The sequence below is a fragment of the Pseudomonas inefficax genome, assembly GCF_032164165.1.
Lineage (GTDB): Bacteria > Pseudomonadota > Gammaproteobacteria > Pseudomonadales > Pseudomonadaceae > Aquipseudomonas > Aquipseudomonas inefficax.
Genome location: NZ_CP134401.1, coordinates 1,130,792 through 1,146,316 on the forward strand (window position 1 = coordinate 1,130,792; position 15,525 = coordinate 1,146,316).

Consider the following 15,525-nt stretch of genomic DNA (forward strand, 5'->3'; position numbering starts at 1 on the left):
GCTTATTCTCCTGCATTCGATTGATTACCCGAGCCGTCCGCCGCAAAGGCGTCACGCAGCTCCGGGGGCATGGCTCGGGGTTTGAAAGTGTCGGCGCGCACGGCGGCCACCAGGAACTGCCCTTCGCAGAGCAGCGTTTCATCCTTTTCCCGCCACACCTGCTGCACGAAGCGCAGGCTGGCGCGATTGAGTTCAAGTACTTGCGCGGTGACCCGCAGTTCGTCGTCCAGCCGCGCCGGCGCGTGATAGCGCGCTTCGCTGGAGTGGACCACGAACAGCAGGTTGTCTTCGGCCAGCTGCGCCTGGGAAAAACCCAGATGCCGCAGCCGCTCGGTACGCGCGCGCTCCATGAATTTCAGGTAATTGACGTAATACACCACGCCACCGGCATCGGTATCCTCGTAATAGACACGACAACGGTGTGCGAAAGGTTCCAGGCCATTTAGCGCGCGCATACTCTAGTGCTTACTCCTCAGCTTGCCAATCCGCTGTGGCAACTGTTTTTTCTTCATTAATGTCTTATTGCCAGCGCACCCTCGGCATGCCAGCGGTAGGACCACGAAAAGCCGTTTTCGATCTGTCACTCATCGCCCGTTTCGGAAAAATCCCCACCCTCCCCCAGGCGCCCTGGCACGTTCAGGCCAAAGTGCAGGTAAGCATGCCGCGTGACCACGCGGCCGCGCGGCGTGCGCATGATGTAGCCTTGCTGGATCAGGTACGGCTCGAGCACGTCCTCGATGGTGTGACGCTCTTCACTGATGGCTGCCGCCAGGTTGTCCACGCCAACCGGGCCACCGTCGAACTTCTCGATCATGGTCAGGAGCAGGCGACGGTCAGAGTGGTCGAAACCGCGCTCGTCGACGTCCAGCAGGTTGAGCGCCAGGTCGGCCACGGCCTTGGTGATCTGGCCCTTGCCACGCACCTCGGCATAGTCGCGCACGCGGCGCAGCAGGCGGTTGGCGATACGTGGCGTGCCACGTGCCCGGCGGGCGATCTCGTAGGCCCCCTGGTCCTCGATGGCCAGGCCGAGGATGCCGGCCGAACGGCTGACGATGGTGGCCAGGTCCTTGTCGCTGTAGAACTCCAGGCGCTGGACGATACCGAAACGGTCCCGCAGCGGGTTGGTGAGCATGCCGGCACGGGTGGTGGCACCCACCAGCGTGAACGGCGGCAGGTCGAGCTTGATCGAACGGGCCGCAGGCCCTTCGCCGATCATGATGTCGAGCTGGAAGTCCTCCATCGCCGGGTACAGCACCTCTTCGACAACTGGGGACAAGCGGTGGATCTCGTCGATGAACAGCACGTCATGCGGTTCGAGGTTGGTCAGCATGGCCGCCAAGTCGCCAGGGCGCTCGAGGATGGGCCCCGAAGTGCTCTTGACCGACACGCCCATTTCCTGGGCGATGATGTTGGCCAGGGTGGTCTTGCCCAGGCCCGGCGGACCGAAGATCAGCGTATGGTCGAGCGACTCGCTACGACCACGGGCGGCCTGGATGAACAGCGCCATCTGCTCGCGCACCACCGGCTGGCCGATGTACTCGTCCAGCCGCAGCGGACGGATCGCACGGTCCTGGACTTCTTCACGGTCGCGGCCACTGGCGGCGATCAGACGGTCGGCTTCGATCACTTGGTAATCATCCCTTTCAGGCTGCGGCGGATCAGTTCCTCACTGCTCAGGCCGGCCTTGTCCTTGATCGCGGCGATTGCCTTGCTGGCTTCCTGCGGCTTGTAGCCCAGCGAAACCAGGGCGCTGACGGCATCGGCTTCGGCTGTGGATGCGCTGGCGGCCGGCAGCGGCCCGTCGGAGACCAGGGTAAACATGGCCGGGGACGTTTCCCAGGCCTTGAAGCGGTCCTTGAGCTCGACCAGCAGGCGTTCGGCGGTCTTCTTGCCGACACCGGGCACGCGCACCAGGGCCGAGGTGTCCTGGGCCTGCACGCAGCGCACCAGCTCGTCTACCTCCAGCCCGGACATGAGCGCCAAGGCCAGCTTCGGCCCTACGCCGTTCAGGCGGATGAGCTCGCGAAACAGCTCGCGCTCGCGCTTTTCGGCAAAACCGTAGAGCAGGTGAGCATCCTCGCGCACCACCAGGTGGGTGTGCACGGTTACGGGTTCGCCCACCTTGGGCAGACGGTACAGCGTGGTCATGGGAACTTCCAGTTCGTAACCCACGCCGTTGACGTCGATAATCAGGTGCGGCGGCTGTTTTTCCGCCAGGGTGCCGCGCAAACGTCCAATCACGTTCCGATCCTTCCTCTCGGGGAGCCGGTCAAAGACCGCTCAACCCTATCAGCAAATGCAGCGGGTGAATGCATCACCCGAACAAAATGTGTATCAGCGCATGAAGCCCCTAAAGACGCAAGCGCCCGCCGCGTCGCCGCGCCGTGGCCAGGCCATGCGGCACCAGGCTGGAGCGGGTATGGGCGTGGCACAGGGCGATGGCCAGTGCGTCGGAAGCGTCGATCTGCGGCTTCTGCGTCAGTTTCAGCAGGTGCATGACCATCATCATCACCTGCTCCTTGTTGGCCCCACCGGTACCAGCTACTGCCTGCTTGACCTGGGTGGCGCTGTATTCGGCGATTTCCAGGCCGGCTTCGGCGGCTGCGACGATAGCCGCGCCACGGGCCTGGCCGAGCTTGAGCGCCGAGTCGGCGTTACGGGCCATGAATACCCGCTCGATGCCCATGGTTACCGGGCCGTGCAGGGCGATGATTTCACCCACGCCACGAAAAACGATCTGCAGCCGCTCGTGCAGCTCGCCGCTGCCGGTACGAATGCAGCCCGACGCCACATACTCGCAACCACGGGCGGTCTGGCGTACCACGCCATAACCGGTGATGCGCGAGCCGGGGTCGATACCAAGAATCAGAGTCATAGTGCCTGTCGTAAATTATTGCTTCTTTGCAAACTGTACCGGCCCTTTCGCGGGTAAACCCGCTCCCACAGAGACTGCACCGCATTCGAGGTCGGTGCATTACCTGGGAGCGGGTTTACCCGCGAAAGGGCCGATACAGGCACTGAAATATTCAAAGCCCCTGCCGGGGTCGCCAGGGCACCTTAGCCGAGGTTTTCCATGATCTCATCGGAAATCTGGGCATTGGAGTAGACGTTCTGCACGTCATCCAGGTCTTCGAGCATGTCGATCAGCTTGAGCACCTTCTCGGCACCGTCCTGGTCGAGTTCGGCGCTGGTGGTCGGCTGCATGATGATTTCCGCGTCAGCAGCCTTGAAGCCAGCCTCTTCCAGGGCATTGCGCACGGCGTAGAAGCTGTTGAACGAGGTGAACACGTCGAACGAGCCGTCGTCGTTGGCCACCACGTCGTCGGCATCGGCTTCCATCGCCGCTTCCATCAGCGCGTCTTCTTCCACGCCCGGGGCAAAGCTGATCTGCCCCTTGCGCTCGAACAGGTAGGCCACCGAACCGTCGGTGCCCAGGTTGCCACCACACTTGGAGAAGGCATGACGCACGGCGGCGGCGGTACGGTTGCGGTTGTCGGTCATGGCCTCGACCATGATCGCCACGCCACCCGGGCCGTAACCTTCGTAACTGAGCTCTTCGACGTTGTCGCTTTCGTTTGTGCCGGCACCACGGGCCACGGCACGATCGATGATGTCGCGACTCATGTTGGCGCCCAGGGCCTTGTCCAGCGCCAGACGCAGGCGCGGGTTGGATGCCGGGTCAGCACCACCCTGCTTGGCAGCGACCGTCAGTTCGCGGATCCACTTGGTGAAGATCTTGCCTCTCTTGGCATCCTGGCGCTCTTTGCGGTGCTTGATGTTCGCCCACTTGGAATGACCAGCCATAACGACTCCGAATCCTTTGAATCACAAACAGCCCCGCCCCTGTACGGGGCGGGACGGGAAATTGCCTGCGCCGAAACGCAAAGGCGCATCCATGTGGATGCGCCCGGGGACTGCTTACTCGACCTTGGTCTGTTCGCGCAGTCGAATGTGCAGCTCGCGCAGGGCCTTGGCGTCGACCATGCCAGGGGCCTGGGTCATGACGCACGCAGCGCTCTGGGTTTTCGGGAAGGCGATCACTTCACGAATCGACTGGGCGCCGGTCATCAGCATGACCAGGCGGTCCAGGCCGAAGGCCAGGCCACCGTGCGGCGGTGCACCGAACTTCAGGGCGTCGAGCAGGAAGCCGAACTTCTCTTCCTGTTCTGCCGCTTCGATGCCCAGCAGGCGGAACACGGCCTGTTGCATCTCTTTACGGTGAATACGGATCGAACCGCCACCCAGCTCGGTACCGTTCAGGACCATGTCGTAGGCACGGGACAGGGCCGTGGCCGGGTTGGCCTCGAGCTCTTCCGGGGTGCACTTCGGCGCGGTAAACGGGTGGTGCAGCGCGGTGAAGCTGCCGTCCTCGTTCTCTTCGAACATCGGGAAGTCGACCACCCACATCGGTGCCCACTCGCAGGTCAGCAGCTCGAAGTCGTGGCCCAGGCGGATACGCAGTGCGCCCAGGGCTTCGCTGACCACCTTGAACTTGTCGGCACCGAAGAACACGATGTCGCCGTCAACGGCGCCAACGCGGTCGAGGATGGTGTTGAGGTTGGCCTCGGGGATGTTCTTGACGATCGGCGACTGCAGGCCTTCGACGCCCTTGGCGCGCTCGTTGACCTTGATGTAGGCCAGGCCCTTGGCACCGTAGATGCCGACGAACTTGGTGTACTCGTCGATCTTGCTGCGCGGCATGCTGGCGCCGCCTGGCAGGCGCAGGGCGGTAACGCGGCACTTCGGATCGTTGGCCGGGCCGGCGAACACCTTGAAGTCGACGTCCTTGAGCTGGTCGGCAACGTCGACCAGTTCCAGCGGAATACGCAGGTCCGGCTTGTCGGAGCCGTAGCGGCGCATGGCCTCTTCGAAGGTCATGTGCGGGAAGTCGCCGAATTCCAGGTCCAGCACTTCCTTGAACAGCTTGCGGATCATGCTTTCGGTCAGGCCCATGATCTCGCTTTCATCGAGGAAGCTGGTCTCGATGTCGATCTGGGTGAATTCCGGCTGGCGGTCGGCACGCAGGTCTTCGTCACGGAAGCACTTGGCGATCTGGTAGTAGCGGTCGAAGCCGGCGACCATCAGCAGCTGCTTGAACAGCTGCGGCGACTGCGGCAGGGCGAAGAAGCTGCCGGCGTGGGTACGGCTAGGCACCAGGTAGTCACGCGCGCCTTCCGGGGTGGCACGGGTCAGGATCGGCGTCTCGACGTCGAGGAAGCCGTTTTCGTCGAGGAAGCGACGAATGCTGCTGGTGATGCGCGAACGCAGGCGCAGCTTGTCGGCCATTTCCGGGCGACGCAGGTCGATGAAACGGTAGCGCAGGCGAGTTTCCTCGCCGACGTCGGAGTATTCGTTCAGCGGGAACGGCGGGGTTTCCGCTTCGTTGAGCACGTTCAGCTGGTAGCCGAGGATCTCGATGGCGCCGGAAGCCATGTTGGCATTCACCGCACCTTCAGGGCGCTTGCGAACCTTGCCGGTGATCTGCACGACGTATTCGCTGCGCACGCGGTCAGCGGCGGCGAAGGTTTCGGCGCGATCCGGGTCGAACACGACCTGGGCCATGCCTTCGCGGTCACGGATGTCGAGGAAGATCACCCCGCCGTGGTCGCGGCGACGATGGACCCAGCCGCAAAGGGTGACTTCCTGGCCGTCCAGGCTCTCGTTCAGTTGGCCGCAATAATGGCTGCGCATCATGATGGTGGTTTCGCTTCTCGTGATTCGTGTATTCGGTGGAGGCCTTGGCCGCCCGCAGAGGGCTAATACTGCAAGACCCGGTCACAGCATTCAACTCAGTCGGCCTTGTCGCCGCCTGCCAGATTCTTTTTTGCCCCGGTCTTGAAGTCGGTTTCGTACCAACCGTTACCGCTCAGGCGGAAGCCTGGCACCGACAGCAGTTTCTTCAGCGCCGGCGCCTGGCAGGCCGGGCAATCGGTCAGCGGCGCGGCGCTGATCTTCTGCAGCACTTCCATGCGGTGCTCGCAGGATGCACATTGATAGTCATAAAGGGGCATGGGTGTCTCTCGTCAACCACAACGCTGGCTGCCGGGGCAGCAAAAAGCGGGATTATATATGGTTAGCAAGCACTGCGCAGCCCGCCAGGCGATCAGCGCGCACTTGGCGGGTCCAGCAGCCAGGCGACGCAGATAACACGGATCAGCCCGCTGAAGTTGCGCACCCCACCCTGTCGCAGATGCACCTCGCGGTCCACGTAGGACAGCACCGCGCTGACCGAGCAGCGGTTTGCCGCGGCGATGCGCTCCAGGATACCCCAGTAGACGGCTTCCAGCCGCAGGCAGGTGGAAAAACCGTTGAGCCGCACCGAGCGCGACACCGGCTGGGTCTGCAGCATGTCGAAATCCGCCTTGAACGGGTCGATGCACTGTTTATCCGGCCAACGCCCCTGGCCAGCCACACGCTTGCTTGCTTGCATCATGCGCCACACTTCCTCGTCACAGGTACCAGGTGGCCTATGAAGCGCTGATCGGCGAGCTTGAAGCAGCGGCAAAATCTTCCCGCACAAAATACATAAGGCCTTAACAGGACCTGTGGGAGCGGCCTTGTGTCGCGATGGGCTGCGCAGCAGCCCCGGCATTCTTTGCTAAGGCTGCAATCTTGGGGCTGCTGCGCAGCCCATCGCGACACAAGGCCGCTCCCACAAGGATCAGTGCAGACCGGACGAATTTGTGAACTTAATTACCGTCGAGCAGCACCCGCAGCATCCAGGCGGTTTTCTCGTGCACCTGCATGCGCTGGGTCAGCAGGTCGGCGGTCGGCTCGTCACTGACCTTGTCCACCACCGGGAAGATGCTGCGCGCGGTCCGCACCACGGCCTCCTGGCCCTGCACCAGCTGGCGGATCATCTCGTCGGCAGGCGGTACCCCTTCCTCCTCCTTGATCGATGAGTGCCGTGCATAAAATGCATAGGACCCGGGTGCCGGGAAGCCCAGGGCACGAATGCGCTCGGCGATCGAGTCGACCGCAAGCGCCAGTTCGTTGTACTGCTCTTCGAACATCAGGTGCAGGGTGCGGAACGACGGACCGGTGACGTTCCAGTGGAAGTTATGGGTTTTCAGATACAGCACGTAGGTATCCGACAACAGCCGGGACAGCCCATCGACGATGGACTTGCGATCTTCTTCACTGATACCGATATCGATTGCCATGAAGTTCCCCTTTCCATAAGGCTTGAGACCCAAGCGGGTGCCGACCACTGTAGCAACACTTGGCGCCCGCCGCATGTGACATGGCGCAACACATCGCTCCGCGCGCCCTGCGGTTTGAGTACCCTGCGGCTTTACTGTTAAATAGGCACGGTGCCACCCGTGCAGATTGTCATTGCCGGGTGCATAGGCTGGCCTGTCACGTTTTCGCGCCCTACACCTCATGCGCACCGTGCAGCCAGCTCTTCCTGTGATCGGCCTTATAACTGTGAGCCAACCCCCATGTTCAAGATCGTCCATCTGGTGACGGGCGTGGCAGCCTTGCTGCTATCGCTCATACCCAGCCTGAAAACCGATGCGTCACCCTTCCTGCAACAACCCGACGCGGTCTACCTGGCCCTGCTCGGCCTGCTCAACCTCGTCCTGGCCCCGGTCGTGCCACTGTACTACCGCGGCGCGCGGCAGCAGTTGCAGCACCTGGCGTGCGCCCTGCTGGTAGTGGCCGTGGTGCTGCAGACCCTGACACTGCTGGCCCGCCCGGAAATGGGCAACCTGGCCGCACTGGTCTGCGCAGCACTGGCCGTGGCCGTGCACCTGGCCGTGGGCTTTGCCCGCAGCCCTCGCAAGGTCCGCGCCAGCCAGCACGCAGCGCAGGATGCCGGCAATCGTGATACCGGTACCGTGAAGTGGTTCAACACATCCAAAGGCTTCGGCTTCATCTCCCGCGACTCGGGCGATGATATCTTCGTGCACTTTCGCGCCATTCGCGGCGAAGGCCACCGCATCCTTGTGGAAGGCCAGCGCGTGGAGTTTTCCGTTATGCACCGTGACAAGGGCCTGCAGGCCGAGGATGTGGTTGCGGTAACCCGCCGCTGACTCCCCCCTGTGGGAGCGGGCTTGCCCGCTCCCACAGGGTTCGTGTGCGCTCAACGTGGGTGCAGTAGTTTCAGGTATTAATAATGAGGCGGCGGCGCCTCGTCCCCTTCGCTGCCGTACTGGCCAACCATCTCTTCGTAACGCTTGATCAGCTCGGCCATCTGCAACTGCAGCCGTTCGATCACCCGCCCCTGCTCGACCACCACGTCATTCAGCGCCTGGATGGTGTCATCCTGGAACGCCTGACGGGTTTCCAGCTCGACCATTCGCATTTCCAACGACATATCAGGCCTCTGTGTAACCATCGAGTTTCAGTTCACGCAGGCGTTGGCGAATGGCTTCGACCTGCTCATCGGTGTAGGCCACTGCCGGGCACTTGCCCCACACTGGTGCCGGCCAGGCGGCGTCGTCGCGCTGGCGCACGATCACATGCATGTGCAACTGGCTGACCACATTGCCCAGGGTGGCCACATTCATCTTGTCGGCGCCGTAGCTGGCCTTCAGCGCTTCGGCCAGCAGGGTGGTTTCCTGCCACAACTGCTGCTGCTCCGCGACATCGAGCTCGAACAGTTCGCTGATGCCGGCGCGCTTGGGCACTAGGATGAACCATGGATAGTTGGCATCCTTGCTCAGCAGCAACTGGCACAGCGCAAATTCCCCCAGCACCAGCGAATCCTGCTGCAAACGCGAATCGAGGACGAACACGGCAAATCTCCTTCAGGCAGAACCAACCCGCTTCACGCGGAAAACAGGCCTGCAAGGATACCCTGCACGTTCCCGGTAACACAGCGCTACTTTTCGCACCAAAATGAGGCTGCCGATACACCTGGCACCCCACTTGCCACCCCACAGGTGACACTGCATGAACAAGTTGCGGTAACACATTGACTTTCATGACAGCTTTTCAAATTTTAATGATTCTTGACTGTAATACCTCGCCAGGCGGCTCCCGCCCCGTATTTACGGCACTTTCCGACCCCCGGTAGCCGGTTTTGTGAAAATTTCATGAAGCGTTGCGAATTTTGAGCACGCTTGTTGCATTCCTTTCACGCCAAGTCGGCACGACATCTGCATCGACAGGTGTACGCGACAAATGACAACAGCGGCATTGGTTACCAGGGAGTTTCCCAACCGGAATCGGTAGTTACAGATTCATTACGGTGAAAGAAACAGCGCTGGTGTTGAACGGCCCTTGAATCGGGCGTGATTTGCGACATGGAAATACCTGAAAGCGACATGGTGAAAAAGTTCCGCAAAGGATGTTTATACCCATATCGCCAACAACAGTCAGCGTGCTATACATTTTCGCCGACATAACAAGAAAGAGCTGCCCCATATAACTAAAACACTTGGACGCAGCGGTACTCTTCCTAAAAACCAAAGGAGCAAATCACGATGCGCGTGATGAAGTGGAGCATGATCGCCCTGGCCGTTGCGGCAGGGACCTCGCAGTTGGCATTGGCCTCTTCCCAGGACGAGTCCAAAGGTTTCATCGAAGACAGCAAGCTGAACGTCAAGACCCGCATGCTGTACTTCAGCCGTGACTTCCGTAACAACGAAGGCGGCCAGAGCCGTCGCGAAGAGACCGGCCTGGGCTTCCTCGGCACCTTCGAGTCCGGCTTCACCCAGGGCACCGTGGGTGTGGGTGTGGATGCCATCGGCATGCTCGGCCTGAAACTGGACAGCGGCAAGGGCCGCGCCGGTACCGGCCTGTTCCCGACCGGCTCCGACGGCCGTTCGCAGGATGACTACTCCAAGGGCGGCGGCGCGGTCAAATTCCGCATCTCCGACACCGTGCTGAAAGTGGGTGACCAGTTCACCGCTCTGCCGGTCTTCGCCACCGACGACAGCCGCCTGCTGCCAGAAATCGCCCAGGGCACCCTGATCACCAGCAACGAGATCGAGGGCCTGACCCTGCACGCTGGTCATTTCACCAGCCTGACCGCCCAGGAGCAGACCGACCGCGACAGCTTCCACCTGAAGGAAGCCAACGTGGTAGGTGGTACCTACGCCTTCACCGACAACCTCAGCACCAGCCTGTACTACTCGAAGGTTGAAGACTACTGGCGCAAGTACTACGCCAACGTCAACTGGGCGCTGCCGATCTCGGACAAGCAAGGCCTGGTGTTCGACTTCAACATCTATGACACCAAGAGCGAAGGCTCGGCCGAGTACCGCGCATTCGATGGCGACAAACTGGACAACCGCGCGTTCAGCCTGTCGGGCGCCTACAACATCGGCGCTCACACCTTCACCCTGGCCTACCAGAAAGTTACCGGTGACGGCGACTACGGCTACGGCATCGACGGTGGCGGCACCATCTTCCTGGCCAACTCCGTGGCCCGTTCCGACTTCAACGCCGAAGACGAGAAGTCCTGGCAGGCTCGCTACGACCTGAACTTTGCCGAATACGGCATTCCGGGCCTGACCTTCATGACCCGTTATGTACGCGGTACCGATGCCAACGTCACCGGCACCAGCAACGGCAAGGAATGGGAACGCGACGTCGATATCAAGTACGTGCTGCAGAGCGGCCCGGCGAAAGACCTGAGCTTCCGCGTACGTCAGGCTACCTACCGTTCTTCCGATGGCACCTACTACGATTCCCCATCGATCGACGAACTGCGCCTGATCGTGGAGTACCCGCTGAGCATCCTGTAAGCCTGGCTTGCAGTGCCCCGCACTTGAAAAAGCCCGGCGATCACGCCGGGCTTTTTCTTGGCTGACAAGTGTCACGCCCTGGGGCATCCTGTACGCCTTCGTTTCGCCCCCGTACAATGCGGGGTCATTTCAATGTCTTAGGCAATCGACACGGCTCACCATGCGCACCAGTCAATATTTGCTCGCCACCCAGAAAGAAACCCCTGCCGACGCAGTGGTCATCAGCCATCAGCTCATGCTGCGTGCCGGCATGATCCGCAAACTGGCCTCCGGCCTGTACACCTGGCTGCCGATGGGCTTGCGGGTGATGCGCAAGGTCGAGGCCGTGGTGCGTGAGGAAATGAACGCCGCCGGCGCCCTGGAAGTGCTGATGCCCAGCATCCAGCCCGCCGAACTGTGGCAGGAATCCGGCCGCTGGGAACAGTACGGCCCCGAGCTGCTGCGCCTGAAGGATCGCCACCAGCGCGACTTCTGCGTCGGCCCGACCCACGAAGAAGTGATCACCGACCTGGCCCGCAACGAGCTGTCCAGCTATAAACAGCTGCCGCTCAACATGTACCAGATCCAGACCAAGTTCCGTGACGAGATCCGCCCGCGCTTCGGCTTGATGCGCGGCCGCGAGTTCATCATGAAGGACGCCTACTCGTTCCATGCCGACCAGGCTTCCCTGCAGGAAACCTACGATCGCATGCATCAGGCGTACACCAATATCTTCACCCGCCTGGGCCTGGACTTCCGCCCGGTGCAGGCCGACACCGGCTCTATCGGTGGCAGCTACTCGCACGAGTTCCACGTGCTGGCCGAGTCTGGCGAAGACGATGTGATCTTCAGCGACAGCTCCGACTACGCCGCCAACATCGAGAAGGCCGAAGCCATCCCGCGTGAAACCGTGCGCCCGGCCCCTACCGAGGAGCTGCGCCTGGTCGACACGCCGAACGCCAAGACTATCGCCCAGCTGGTGGAAAACTTCGGCCTGCCGATCGAGAAGACCGTCAAGACCCTGATCGTGCGCGGCGCCGAAGAGGGCAAGCTGGTTGCACTGATCGTGCGTGGCGACCATGAGCTCAACGAAATCAAGGCCGCCAAGCTGGAACAGGTTGCCGACCCGCTGGTGATGGCCAGCGACGCCGAACTGCGCGAGGCCATCGGTGCCGGCGCAGGTTCGCTCGGCCCGCTGAACCTGCCGCTGGAAATCATCATCGACCGTTCGGTTGCCCTGATGAGCGACTTCGGCATCGGCGCCAACATCGACGACAAGCACTACTTCGGCGTGAACTGGGAGCGCGACCTGCCGGTTCCACAGGTCGCCGACCTGCGTAACGTGGTCGAAGGCGACCCGAGCCCGGACGGCCAGGGTACCCTGGTGATCAAGCGCGGCATCGAAGTGGGCCACATCTTCCAGCTTGGCACCAAGTACAGCGAGGCGCTGAAGTGCCAGGTACTGGGCGAGAACGGCAAGCCGGTCACCCTGTCCATGGGCTGCTACGGCATCGGTGTGTCCCGCGTGGTCGCAGCTGCCATCGAGCAGAGCTATGACGACAAGGGCATCATCTGGAACGACGCCCTGGCTCCGTTCCAGATCGCCCTGGTCCCGCTGCGCTACGAAACCGAGGTGGTTCGCGAGGCGACCGACAAGCTGTACGCCGAACTGACTGCTGCCGGCTACGAAGTGCTGCTGGACGACCGTGACAAGAAGACCAGCCCAGGCATCAAGTTTGCCGACATGGAACTGATCGGCATCCCGCACCGCGTCGTCGTCAGCGATCGCGGCCTGGCCGAAGGCAACCTGGAGTACAAGCACCGCACAGAGCAGGACGCCCAAGCGTTGCCGCTCGATGAAGTGCTGACCTTCCTGCAGGCCCGCGTTCGCCGCTGATAACCAATGCACGAGTGATCATGTTCAAGCGAAGTACCTTTCCCCTGGGGGGCGCCGCACTGTGCGGCGCCCTGCTCGTCAGTGGCTGCGCCAACCAGATGTCCCAGCGCAGCGACCATGAGGAGCGCGTCGAGCGCAAGCTGCTCGAGCACACCCTGCAGATCGATGTCGGCGAGCCGAAGGTGATGGAGCTTCCGCAACGGCGTGTGCGCGTGCATGAGCAGAAGCGCTTCGAAGTCACCGAATTCGAAGTCACCCGCAGCTATGACCGCTATACGCCTTACCAACCCTGGCGGGAGATCTACGAGATCCCGCTGGGTGCGGTGGCTGTGGTGGCAGGCGTGGGTGCCAACGTGGTCAATGTGTTCGCCCTGGGCAACCTGCCGGAAAGCATCACCCACGACTGGCTCAGCTACGGCGTGGACGGGCTCAACCCGTTCATGAACGTGCCGTCCAACGGCCGTGCCCAGCAGAACCTGGCCGGGATCAGCGAAGTGCAGAAAGGCAAGCGCGAGGAATCTACCAGCCTGCCCTGGAGCGAGCGCCTGGTCGAGGTGAAGGCTGGCAAGATGACCCACGAGCTGACCACCGACAGGAACGGCGTGCTGCGCCTGAACCTGCTCGACAGCCCGTTCTCCGAGCAGAACCTCAACCACATCGGTACCCTGCACCTGCAGGTGCTGGACGAGGACAACGCGGTACGTGGCGATGCCAGCCTGCTGGTCAGCGCCACCCTGCGCAACAAGCTGCTCGAAGCCCATGAACTGATCTTCGATGACCTCGAAGATGACGATGTCGGCCAATGGGTACACCGGGTCAAGCGCTTGTCCGAACTGGGCCTGGAAGAGGAAGCCAGTGAAATGGAACAGAGCCTGATCGAACTGACCCGCAACGACCCGGAGTTGCAGCAGGAATTTCTGCAGTCGCTGACCAAGGCCACCGGCAGGTTGGTGGCTGACCCGGGCGCGCAGTAACTGCTGCGGCAACGCATCCCCTTGTGGGAGCGGCCTTGTGTCGCGAAAGGGCTGCAGAGCAGCCCCGACAATTGATGCATCACAGCTGTAATCCTGGGGCCGCCGCGCGGCCCTTTCGCGACACAAGGCCGCTCCCACAGGGGGCCGTGCAGCCAGGCCCAGGCCTTTTATTCAGGCGGGAACAGCTCCAGCTGCTCATGCGCCCCGCGCAAGTCGCGCAGCCTCACGCCCACCCCCAACAAGCGTACCGGCTTGCCACCACGGGCAAACGCCTGCCCCAGCAACTGGCGATAACTCTCAAGGTCTCTGCCCGCCCCCGCCTGCTCCATGGTGGTCTGGCTGAAGTCATGGAACTTGACCTTGACGAAGGGCTTTTCCGGCCGGTAACTACTGTCCATGCGGGCGATACGCTGGTTCAGGCTTTCCAGCAGTTCGGGCAGCCGTGCCAGGCAACTGGCCAGGTCCGGCAGGTCGGTGTCGTAGGTGTTTTCCACGCTGACCGACTGCCGGCGGCTGTCATTGTGTACCGCACGCTCATCGATACCCCGCGCCAGCCCCCACAACCGCTCGCCAAAGCTGCCGAACTCGCGCACCAGCGCCAGACGCGACCATTCGCGCAGCTCCAGGCAGGTTTCGATACCCAACCGCGCCATCTTGTCTGCCGTTACCTTGCCCACCCCGTGCAACCTGGCCACCGGCAGGGCCGCAACAAATGCCTCCACTTCGTCCGGGGTAATCACGAACAGGCCATTGGGCTTGCGCCAGTCACTGGCGATCTTGGCCAGGAACTTGTTCGGCGCCACGCCAGCCGAGACAGTGATATGCAGGGTGCGGGCGACGCGGCGGCGGATATCTTCGGCAATGCGCGTGGCGCTGCCCGAGTACCATTGGCTGTCGCTCACATCCAGATAGGCCTCGTCCAGTGACAGCGGCTCGATCAGCTCGGTGTAGTCGCGGAAGATCGTGTGGATTTCCCGCGAGGCCTCACGGTAGGCCTCGAAGCGCGGCTTGACGATCAGCAGGTCCGGGCACAGTTTCAGCGCGTGCCGCGACGACATGGCCGAACGCACGCCGTAGGCACGCGCCTCATAGTTGCAGGTGGCGATGACCCCACGATGGTCGGCCGAGCCCCCCACCGCCATGGGCCGCCCGGCCAGGCGCGGGTCGTCACGCATTTCGATCGCGGCGTAGAAGCAATCGCAGTCGACGTGGATGATCTTGCGCAAGGACATGGATGACCGTCAGCACTGTAAATTCATACAGATAGTATCGCATGCGTACTGTTGTGAAACAGCTCACCCGCTTCGGCACACGATAATCGGCCTGAAAGCCCCACCGTGCCTGAGCTGCATACATTTGAATACGCTAAGGGGTTGAACAAAAAAGGTTTTTCCAGAACATTTGCTTGACAATGGGAAGAGAATCCGTAGAATTCGATCTCACAGGCGCGGGATGGAGCAGCCTGGTAGCTCGTCGGGCTCATAACCCGAAGGTCGTCGGTTCAAATCCGGCTCCCGCAACCAGATTCGAGAAAAGGCCACTGTTAACGCAGTGGCCTTTTTCTTTGTGCGCAGAAAACCTCTGCCAGCAAAAAGTGTCGAGAAATCAAACGTTAGCGCTTGACACACCCGCCACAAGCTGTAGAATCCGCCCCACTGACGCGGGATGGAGCAGCCTGGTAGCTCGTCGGGCTCATAACCCGAAGGTCGTCGGTTCAAATCCGGCTCCCGCAACCAGATTCAAGAAAAGGCCACTGTATACACAGTGGCCTTTTTCTTTGCCTCTGAAAATGTGCATCGCTAGCCTGAAGTTCAAAAAGCTTGACAACCAATCGCCAAGCTGTAGAATGCGCACCTCTGACGCGGGATGGAGCAGCCTGGTAGCTCGTCGGGCTCATAACCCGAAGGTCGTCGGTTCAAATCCGGCTCCCGCAACCATATTCGTCAGAACAAACCCCGCCTGTGTAACAGCAGCGCGG

16 protein-coding genes and 3 tRNA genes are annotated in these 15,525 nt (G+C 61.7%); 7 read left to right on the forward strand and 12 right to left on the reverse strand.

Annotated elements, in window-relative coordinates; all coding sequences use genetic code 11:
- Nucleotides 1–2 precede the first annotated feature (2 nt).
- The 9 genes from ybgC to RIN61_RS05070 form a co-directional block, all read right to left on the reverse strand.
- Complete coding sequence (ybgC, locus tag RIN61_RS05030; RefSeq protein ID WP_313856051.1) at nucleotides 3–455, reverse strand: tol-pal system-associated acyl-CoA thioesterase; 453 nt, start codon at nucleotides 453–455, stop codon at nucleotides 3–5.
- 125 nt (nucleotides 456–580) lie between these two features.
- Nucleotides 581–1,627: a Holliday junction branch migration DNA helicase RuvB gene (gene ruvB, locus RIN61_RS05035; protein WP_112254233.1), complete on the reverse strand. Its 1,047-nt coding sequence runs from the start codon at nucleotides 1,625–1,627 to the stop codon at nucleotides 581–583.
- Nucleotides 1,624–2,241: a Holliday junction branch migration protein RuvA gene (ruvA, locus tag RIN61_RS05040; RefSeq protein WP_112254234.1), complete on the reverse strand. Its 618-nt coding sequence runs from the start codon at nucleotides 2,239–2,241 to the stop codon at nucleotides 1,624–1,626. Before ruvA ends, ruvB begins: the two co-directional genes overlap by 4 nt.
- 109 nt (nucleotides 2,242–2,350) lie before the next feature.
- Complete coding sequence (gene ruvC / locus RIN61_RS05045; protein WP_112254235.1) at nucleotides 2,351–2,875, reverse strand: crossover junction endodeoxyribonuclease RuvC; 525 nt, start codon at nucleotides 2,873–2,875, stop codon at nucleotides 2,351–2,353.
- Between the two features lie 182 nt (nucleotides 2,876–3,057).
- Nucleotides 3,058–3,804 (reverse strand): YebC/PmpR family DNA-binding transcriptional regulator, encoded by a 747-nt coding sequence (locus RIN61_RS05050; RefSeq protein ID WP_112254236.1) that lies wholly within the window; start codon nucleotides 3,802–3,804, stop codon nucleotides 3,058–3,060.
- A 114-nt stretch (nucleotides 3,805–3,918) separates the two neighbouring features.
- Nucleotides 3,919–5,694, reverse strand: coding sequence for an aspartate--tRNA ligase (gene aspS, locus RIN61_RS05055; protein WP_207876962.1), 1,776 nt, complete (start codon nucleotides 5,692–5,694; stop codon nucleotides 3,919–3,921).
- Between the two features lie 95 nt (nucleotides 5,695–5,789).
- Entirely contained in the window at nucleotides 5,790–6,011 is a 222-nt protein-coding gene (locus tag RIN61_RS05060; RefSeq protein ID WP_003254776.1) for an FmdB family zinc ribbon protein, read from the reverse strand.
- Between the two features lie 92 nt (nucleotides 6,012–6,103).
- Nucleotides 6,104–6,433 carry a ribbon-helix-helix domain-containing protein gene (locus RIN61_RS05065; RefSeq protein WP_112254238.1) on the reverse strand — a complete coding sequence of 110 codons (330 nt, stop codon included), beginning with the start codon at nucleotides 6,431–6,433 and terminating at the stop codon, nucleotides 6,104–6,106.
- 256 nt (nucleotides 6,434–6,689) lie between these two features.
- Entirely contained in the window at nucleotides 6,690–7,163 is a 474-nt protein-coding gene (locus tag RIN61_RS05070; RefSeq protein ID WP_084854477.1) for a Dps family protein, read from the reverse strand.
- A 279-nt stretch (nucleotides 7,164–7,442) separates the two neighbouring features.
- On the opposite strand from RIN61_RS05070, the gene RIN61_RS05075 reads away from it, so the two are divergent.
- Nucleotides 7,443–8,036, forward strand: coding sequence for a cold-shock protein (locus RIN61_RS05075; RefSeq protein ID WP_112254239.1), 594 nt, complete (start codon nucleotides 7,443–7,445; stop codon nucleotides 8,034–8,036).
- A gap of 77 nt (nucleotides 8,037–8,113) precedes the next feature.
- Here RIN61_RS05075 and RIN61_RS05080 read toward each other — a convergent pair whose 3' ends face one another.
- Together RIN61_RS05080 and RIN61_RS05085 are read right to left on the reverse strand one after the other, a co-directional pair.
- Nucleotides 8,114–8,320 (reverse strand): SlyX family protein, encoded by a 207-nt coding sequence (locus RIN61_RS05080; protein ID WP_112254240.1) that lies wholly within the window; start codon nucleotides 8,318–8,320, stop codon nucleotides 8,114–8,116.
- A 1-nt stretch (nucleotide 8,321) separates the two neighbouring features.
- The gene (locus RIN61_RS05085) at nucleotides 8,322–8,741 is read right to left on the reverse strand and encodes an HIT family protein (RefSeq protein WP_112254241.1); all 420 of its coding nucleotides are present in this window, start codon (nucleotides 8,739–8,741) and stop codon (nucleotides 8,322–8,324) included.
- Between the two features lie 690 nt (nucleotides 8,742–9,431).
- On the opposite strand from RIN61_RS05085, the gene RIN61_RS05090 reads away from it, so the two are divergent.
- The 3 genes from RIN61_RS05090 (at nucleotide 9,432) to RIN61_RS05100 (ending at nucleotide 13,547) form a co-directional block, all read left to right on the forward strand.
- Nucleotides 9,432–10,697 carry an OprD family porin gene (locus RIN61_RS05090; protein WP_112254242.1) on the forward strand — a complete coding sequence of 422 codons (1,266 nt, stop codon included), beginning with the start codon at nucleotides 9,432–9,434 and terminating at the stop codon, nucleotides 10,695–10,697.
- A gap of 160 nt (nucleotides 10,698–10,857) precedes the next feature.
- Complete coding sequence (locus RIN61_RS05095; RefSeq protein WP_207876965.1) at nucleotides 10,858–12,573, forward strand: proline--tRNA ligase; 1,716 nt, start codon at nucleotides 10,858–10,860, stop codon at nucleotides 12,571–12,573.
- Nucleotides 12,574–12,593: 20 nt separating this feature from the next.
- The gene (locus RIN61_RS05100) at nucleotides 12,594–13,547 is read left to right on the forward strand and encodes a hypothetical protein (RefSeq protein WP_112254244.1); all 954 of its coding nucleotides are present in this window, start codon (nucleotides 12,594–12,596) and stop codon (nucleotides 13,545–13,547) included.
- Between the two features lie 167 nt (nucleotides 13,548–13,714).
- Here RIN61_RS05100 and dinB read toward each other — a convergent pair whose 3' ends face one another.
- Nucleotides 13,715–14,773 carry a DNA polymerase IV gene (gene dinB, locus RIN61_RS05105; protein WP_215521323.1) on the reverse strand — a complete coding sequence of 353 codons (1,059 nt, stop codon included), beginning with the start codon at nucleotides 14,771–14,773 and terminating at the stop codon, nucleotides 13,715–13,717.
- A 220-nt stretch (nucleotides 14,774–14,993) separates the two neighbouring features.
- Between dinB and RIN61_RS05110 the strand changes: the two genes are divergently transcribed.
- The 3 genes from RIN61_RS05110 (at nucleotide 14,994) to RIN61_RS05120 (ending at nucleotide 15,484) form a co-directional block, all read left to right on the forward strand.
- Nucleotides 14,994–15,070 (forward strand) — tRNA-Met (locus RIN61_RS05110).
- A 136-nt stretch (nucleotides 15,071–15,206) separates the two neighbouring features.
- Nucleotides 15,207–15,283, forward strand: a tRNA-Met gene (locus tag RIN61_RS05115).
- A gap of 124 nt (nucleotides 15,284–15,407) precedes the next feature.
- Nucleotides 15,408–15,484 (forward strand) — tRNA-Met (locus tag RIN61_RS05120).
- Nucleotides 15,485–15,525 lie beyond the last annotated feature (41 nt).

Bases quoted from the DNA above. Each gene is read 5' to 3' on its own strand.
- ybgC (WP_313856051.1), bottom strand. From the start codon at position 455: ATGCGCGCGCTAAATGGCCTGGAACCTTTCGCACACCGTTGTCGTGTC.
- ruvC (WP_112254235.1), bottom strand. From the start codon at position 2,875: ATGACTCTGATTCTTGGTATCGACCCCGGCTCGCGCATCACCGGTTAT.
- RIN61_RS05050 (WP_112254236.1), bottom strand. From the start codon at position 3,804: ATGGCTGGTCATTCCAAGTGGGCGAACATCAAGCACCGCAAAGAGCGC.
- aspS (WP_207876962.1), bottom strand. From the start codon at position 5,694: ATGATGCGCAGCCATTATTGCGGCCAACTGAACGAGAGCCTGGACGGC.
- RIN61_RS05060 (WP_003254776.1), bottom strand. From the start codon at position 6,011: ATGCCCCTTTATGACTATCAATGTGCATCCTGCGAGCACCGCATGGAA.
- RIN61_RS05065 (WP_112254238.1), bottom strand. From the start codon at position 6,433: ATGATGCAAGCAAGCAAGCGTGTGGCTGGCCAGGGGCGTTGGCCGGAT.
- RIN61_RS05070 (WP_084854477.1), bottom strand. From the start codon at position 7,163: ATGGCAATCGATATCGGTATCAGTGAAGAAGATCGCAAGTCCATCGTC.
- RIN61_RS05075 (WP_112254239.1), top strand. From the start codon at position 7,443: ATGTTCAAGATCGTCCATCTGGTGACGGGCGTGGCAGCCTTGCTGCTA.
- RIN61_RS05080 (WP_112254240.1), bottom strand. From the start codon at position 8,320: ATGTCGTTGGAAATGCGAATGGTCGAGCTGGAAACCCGTCAGGCGTTC.
- RIN61_RS05090 (WP_112254242.1), top strand. From the start codon at position 9,432: ATGCGCGTGATGAAGTGGAGCATGATCGCCCTGGCCGTTGCGGCAGGG.
- RIN61_RS05095 (WP_207876965.1), top strand. From the start codon at position 10,858: ATGCGCACCAGTCAATATTTGCTCGCCACCCAGAAAGAAACCCCTGCC.
- RIN61_RS05100 (WP_112254244.1), top strand. From the start codon at position 12,594: ATGTTCAAGCGAAGTACCTTTCCCCTGGGGGGCGCCGCACTGTGCGGC.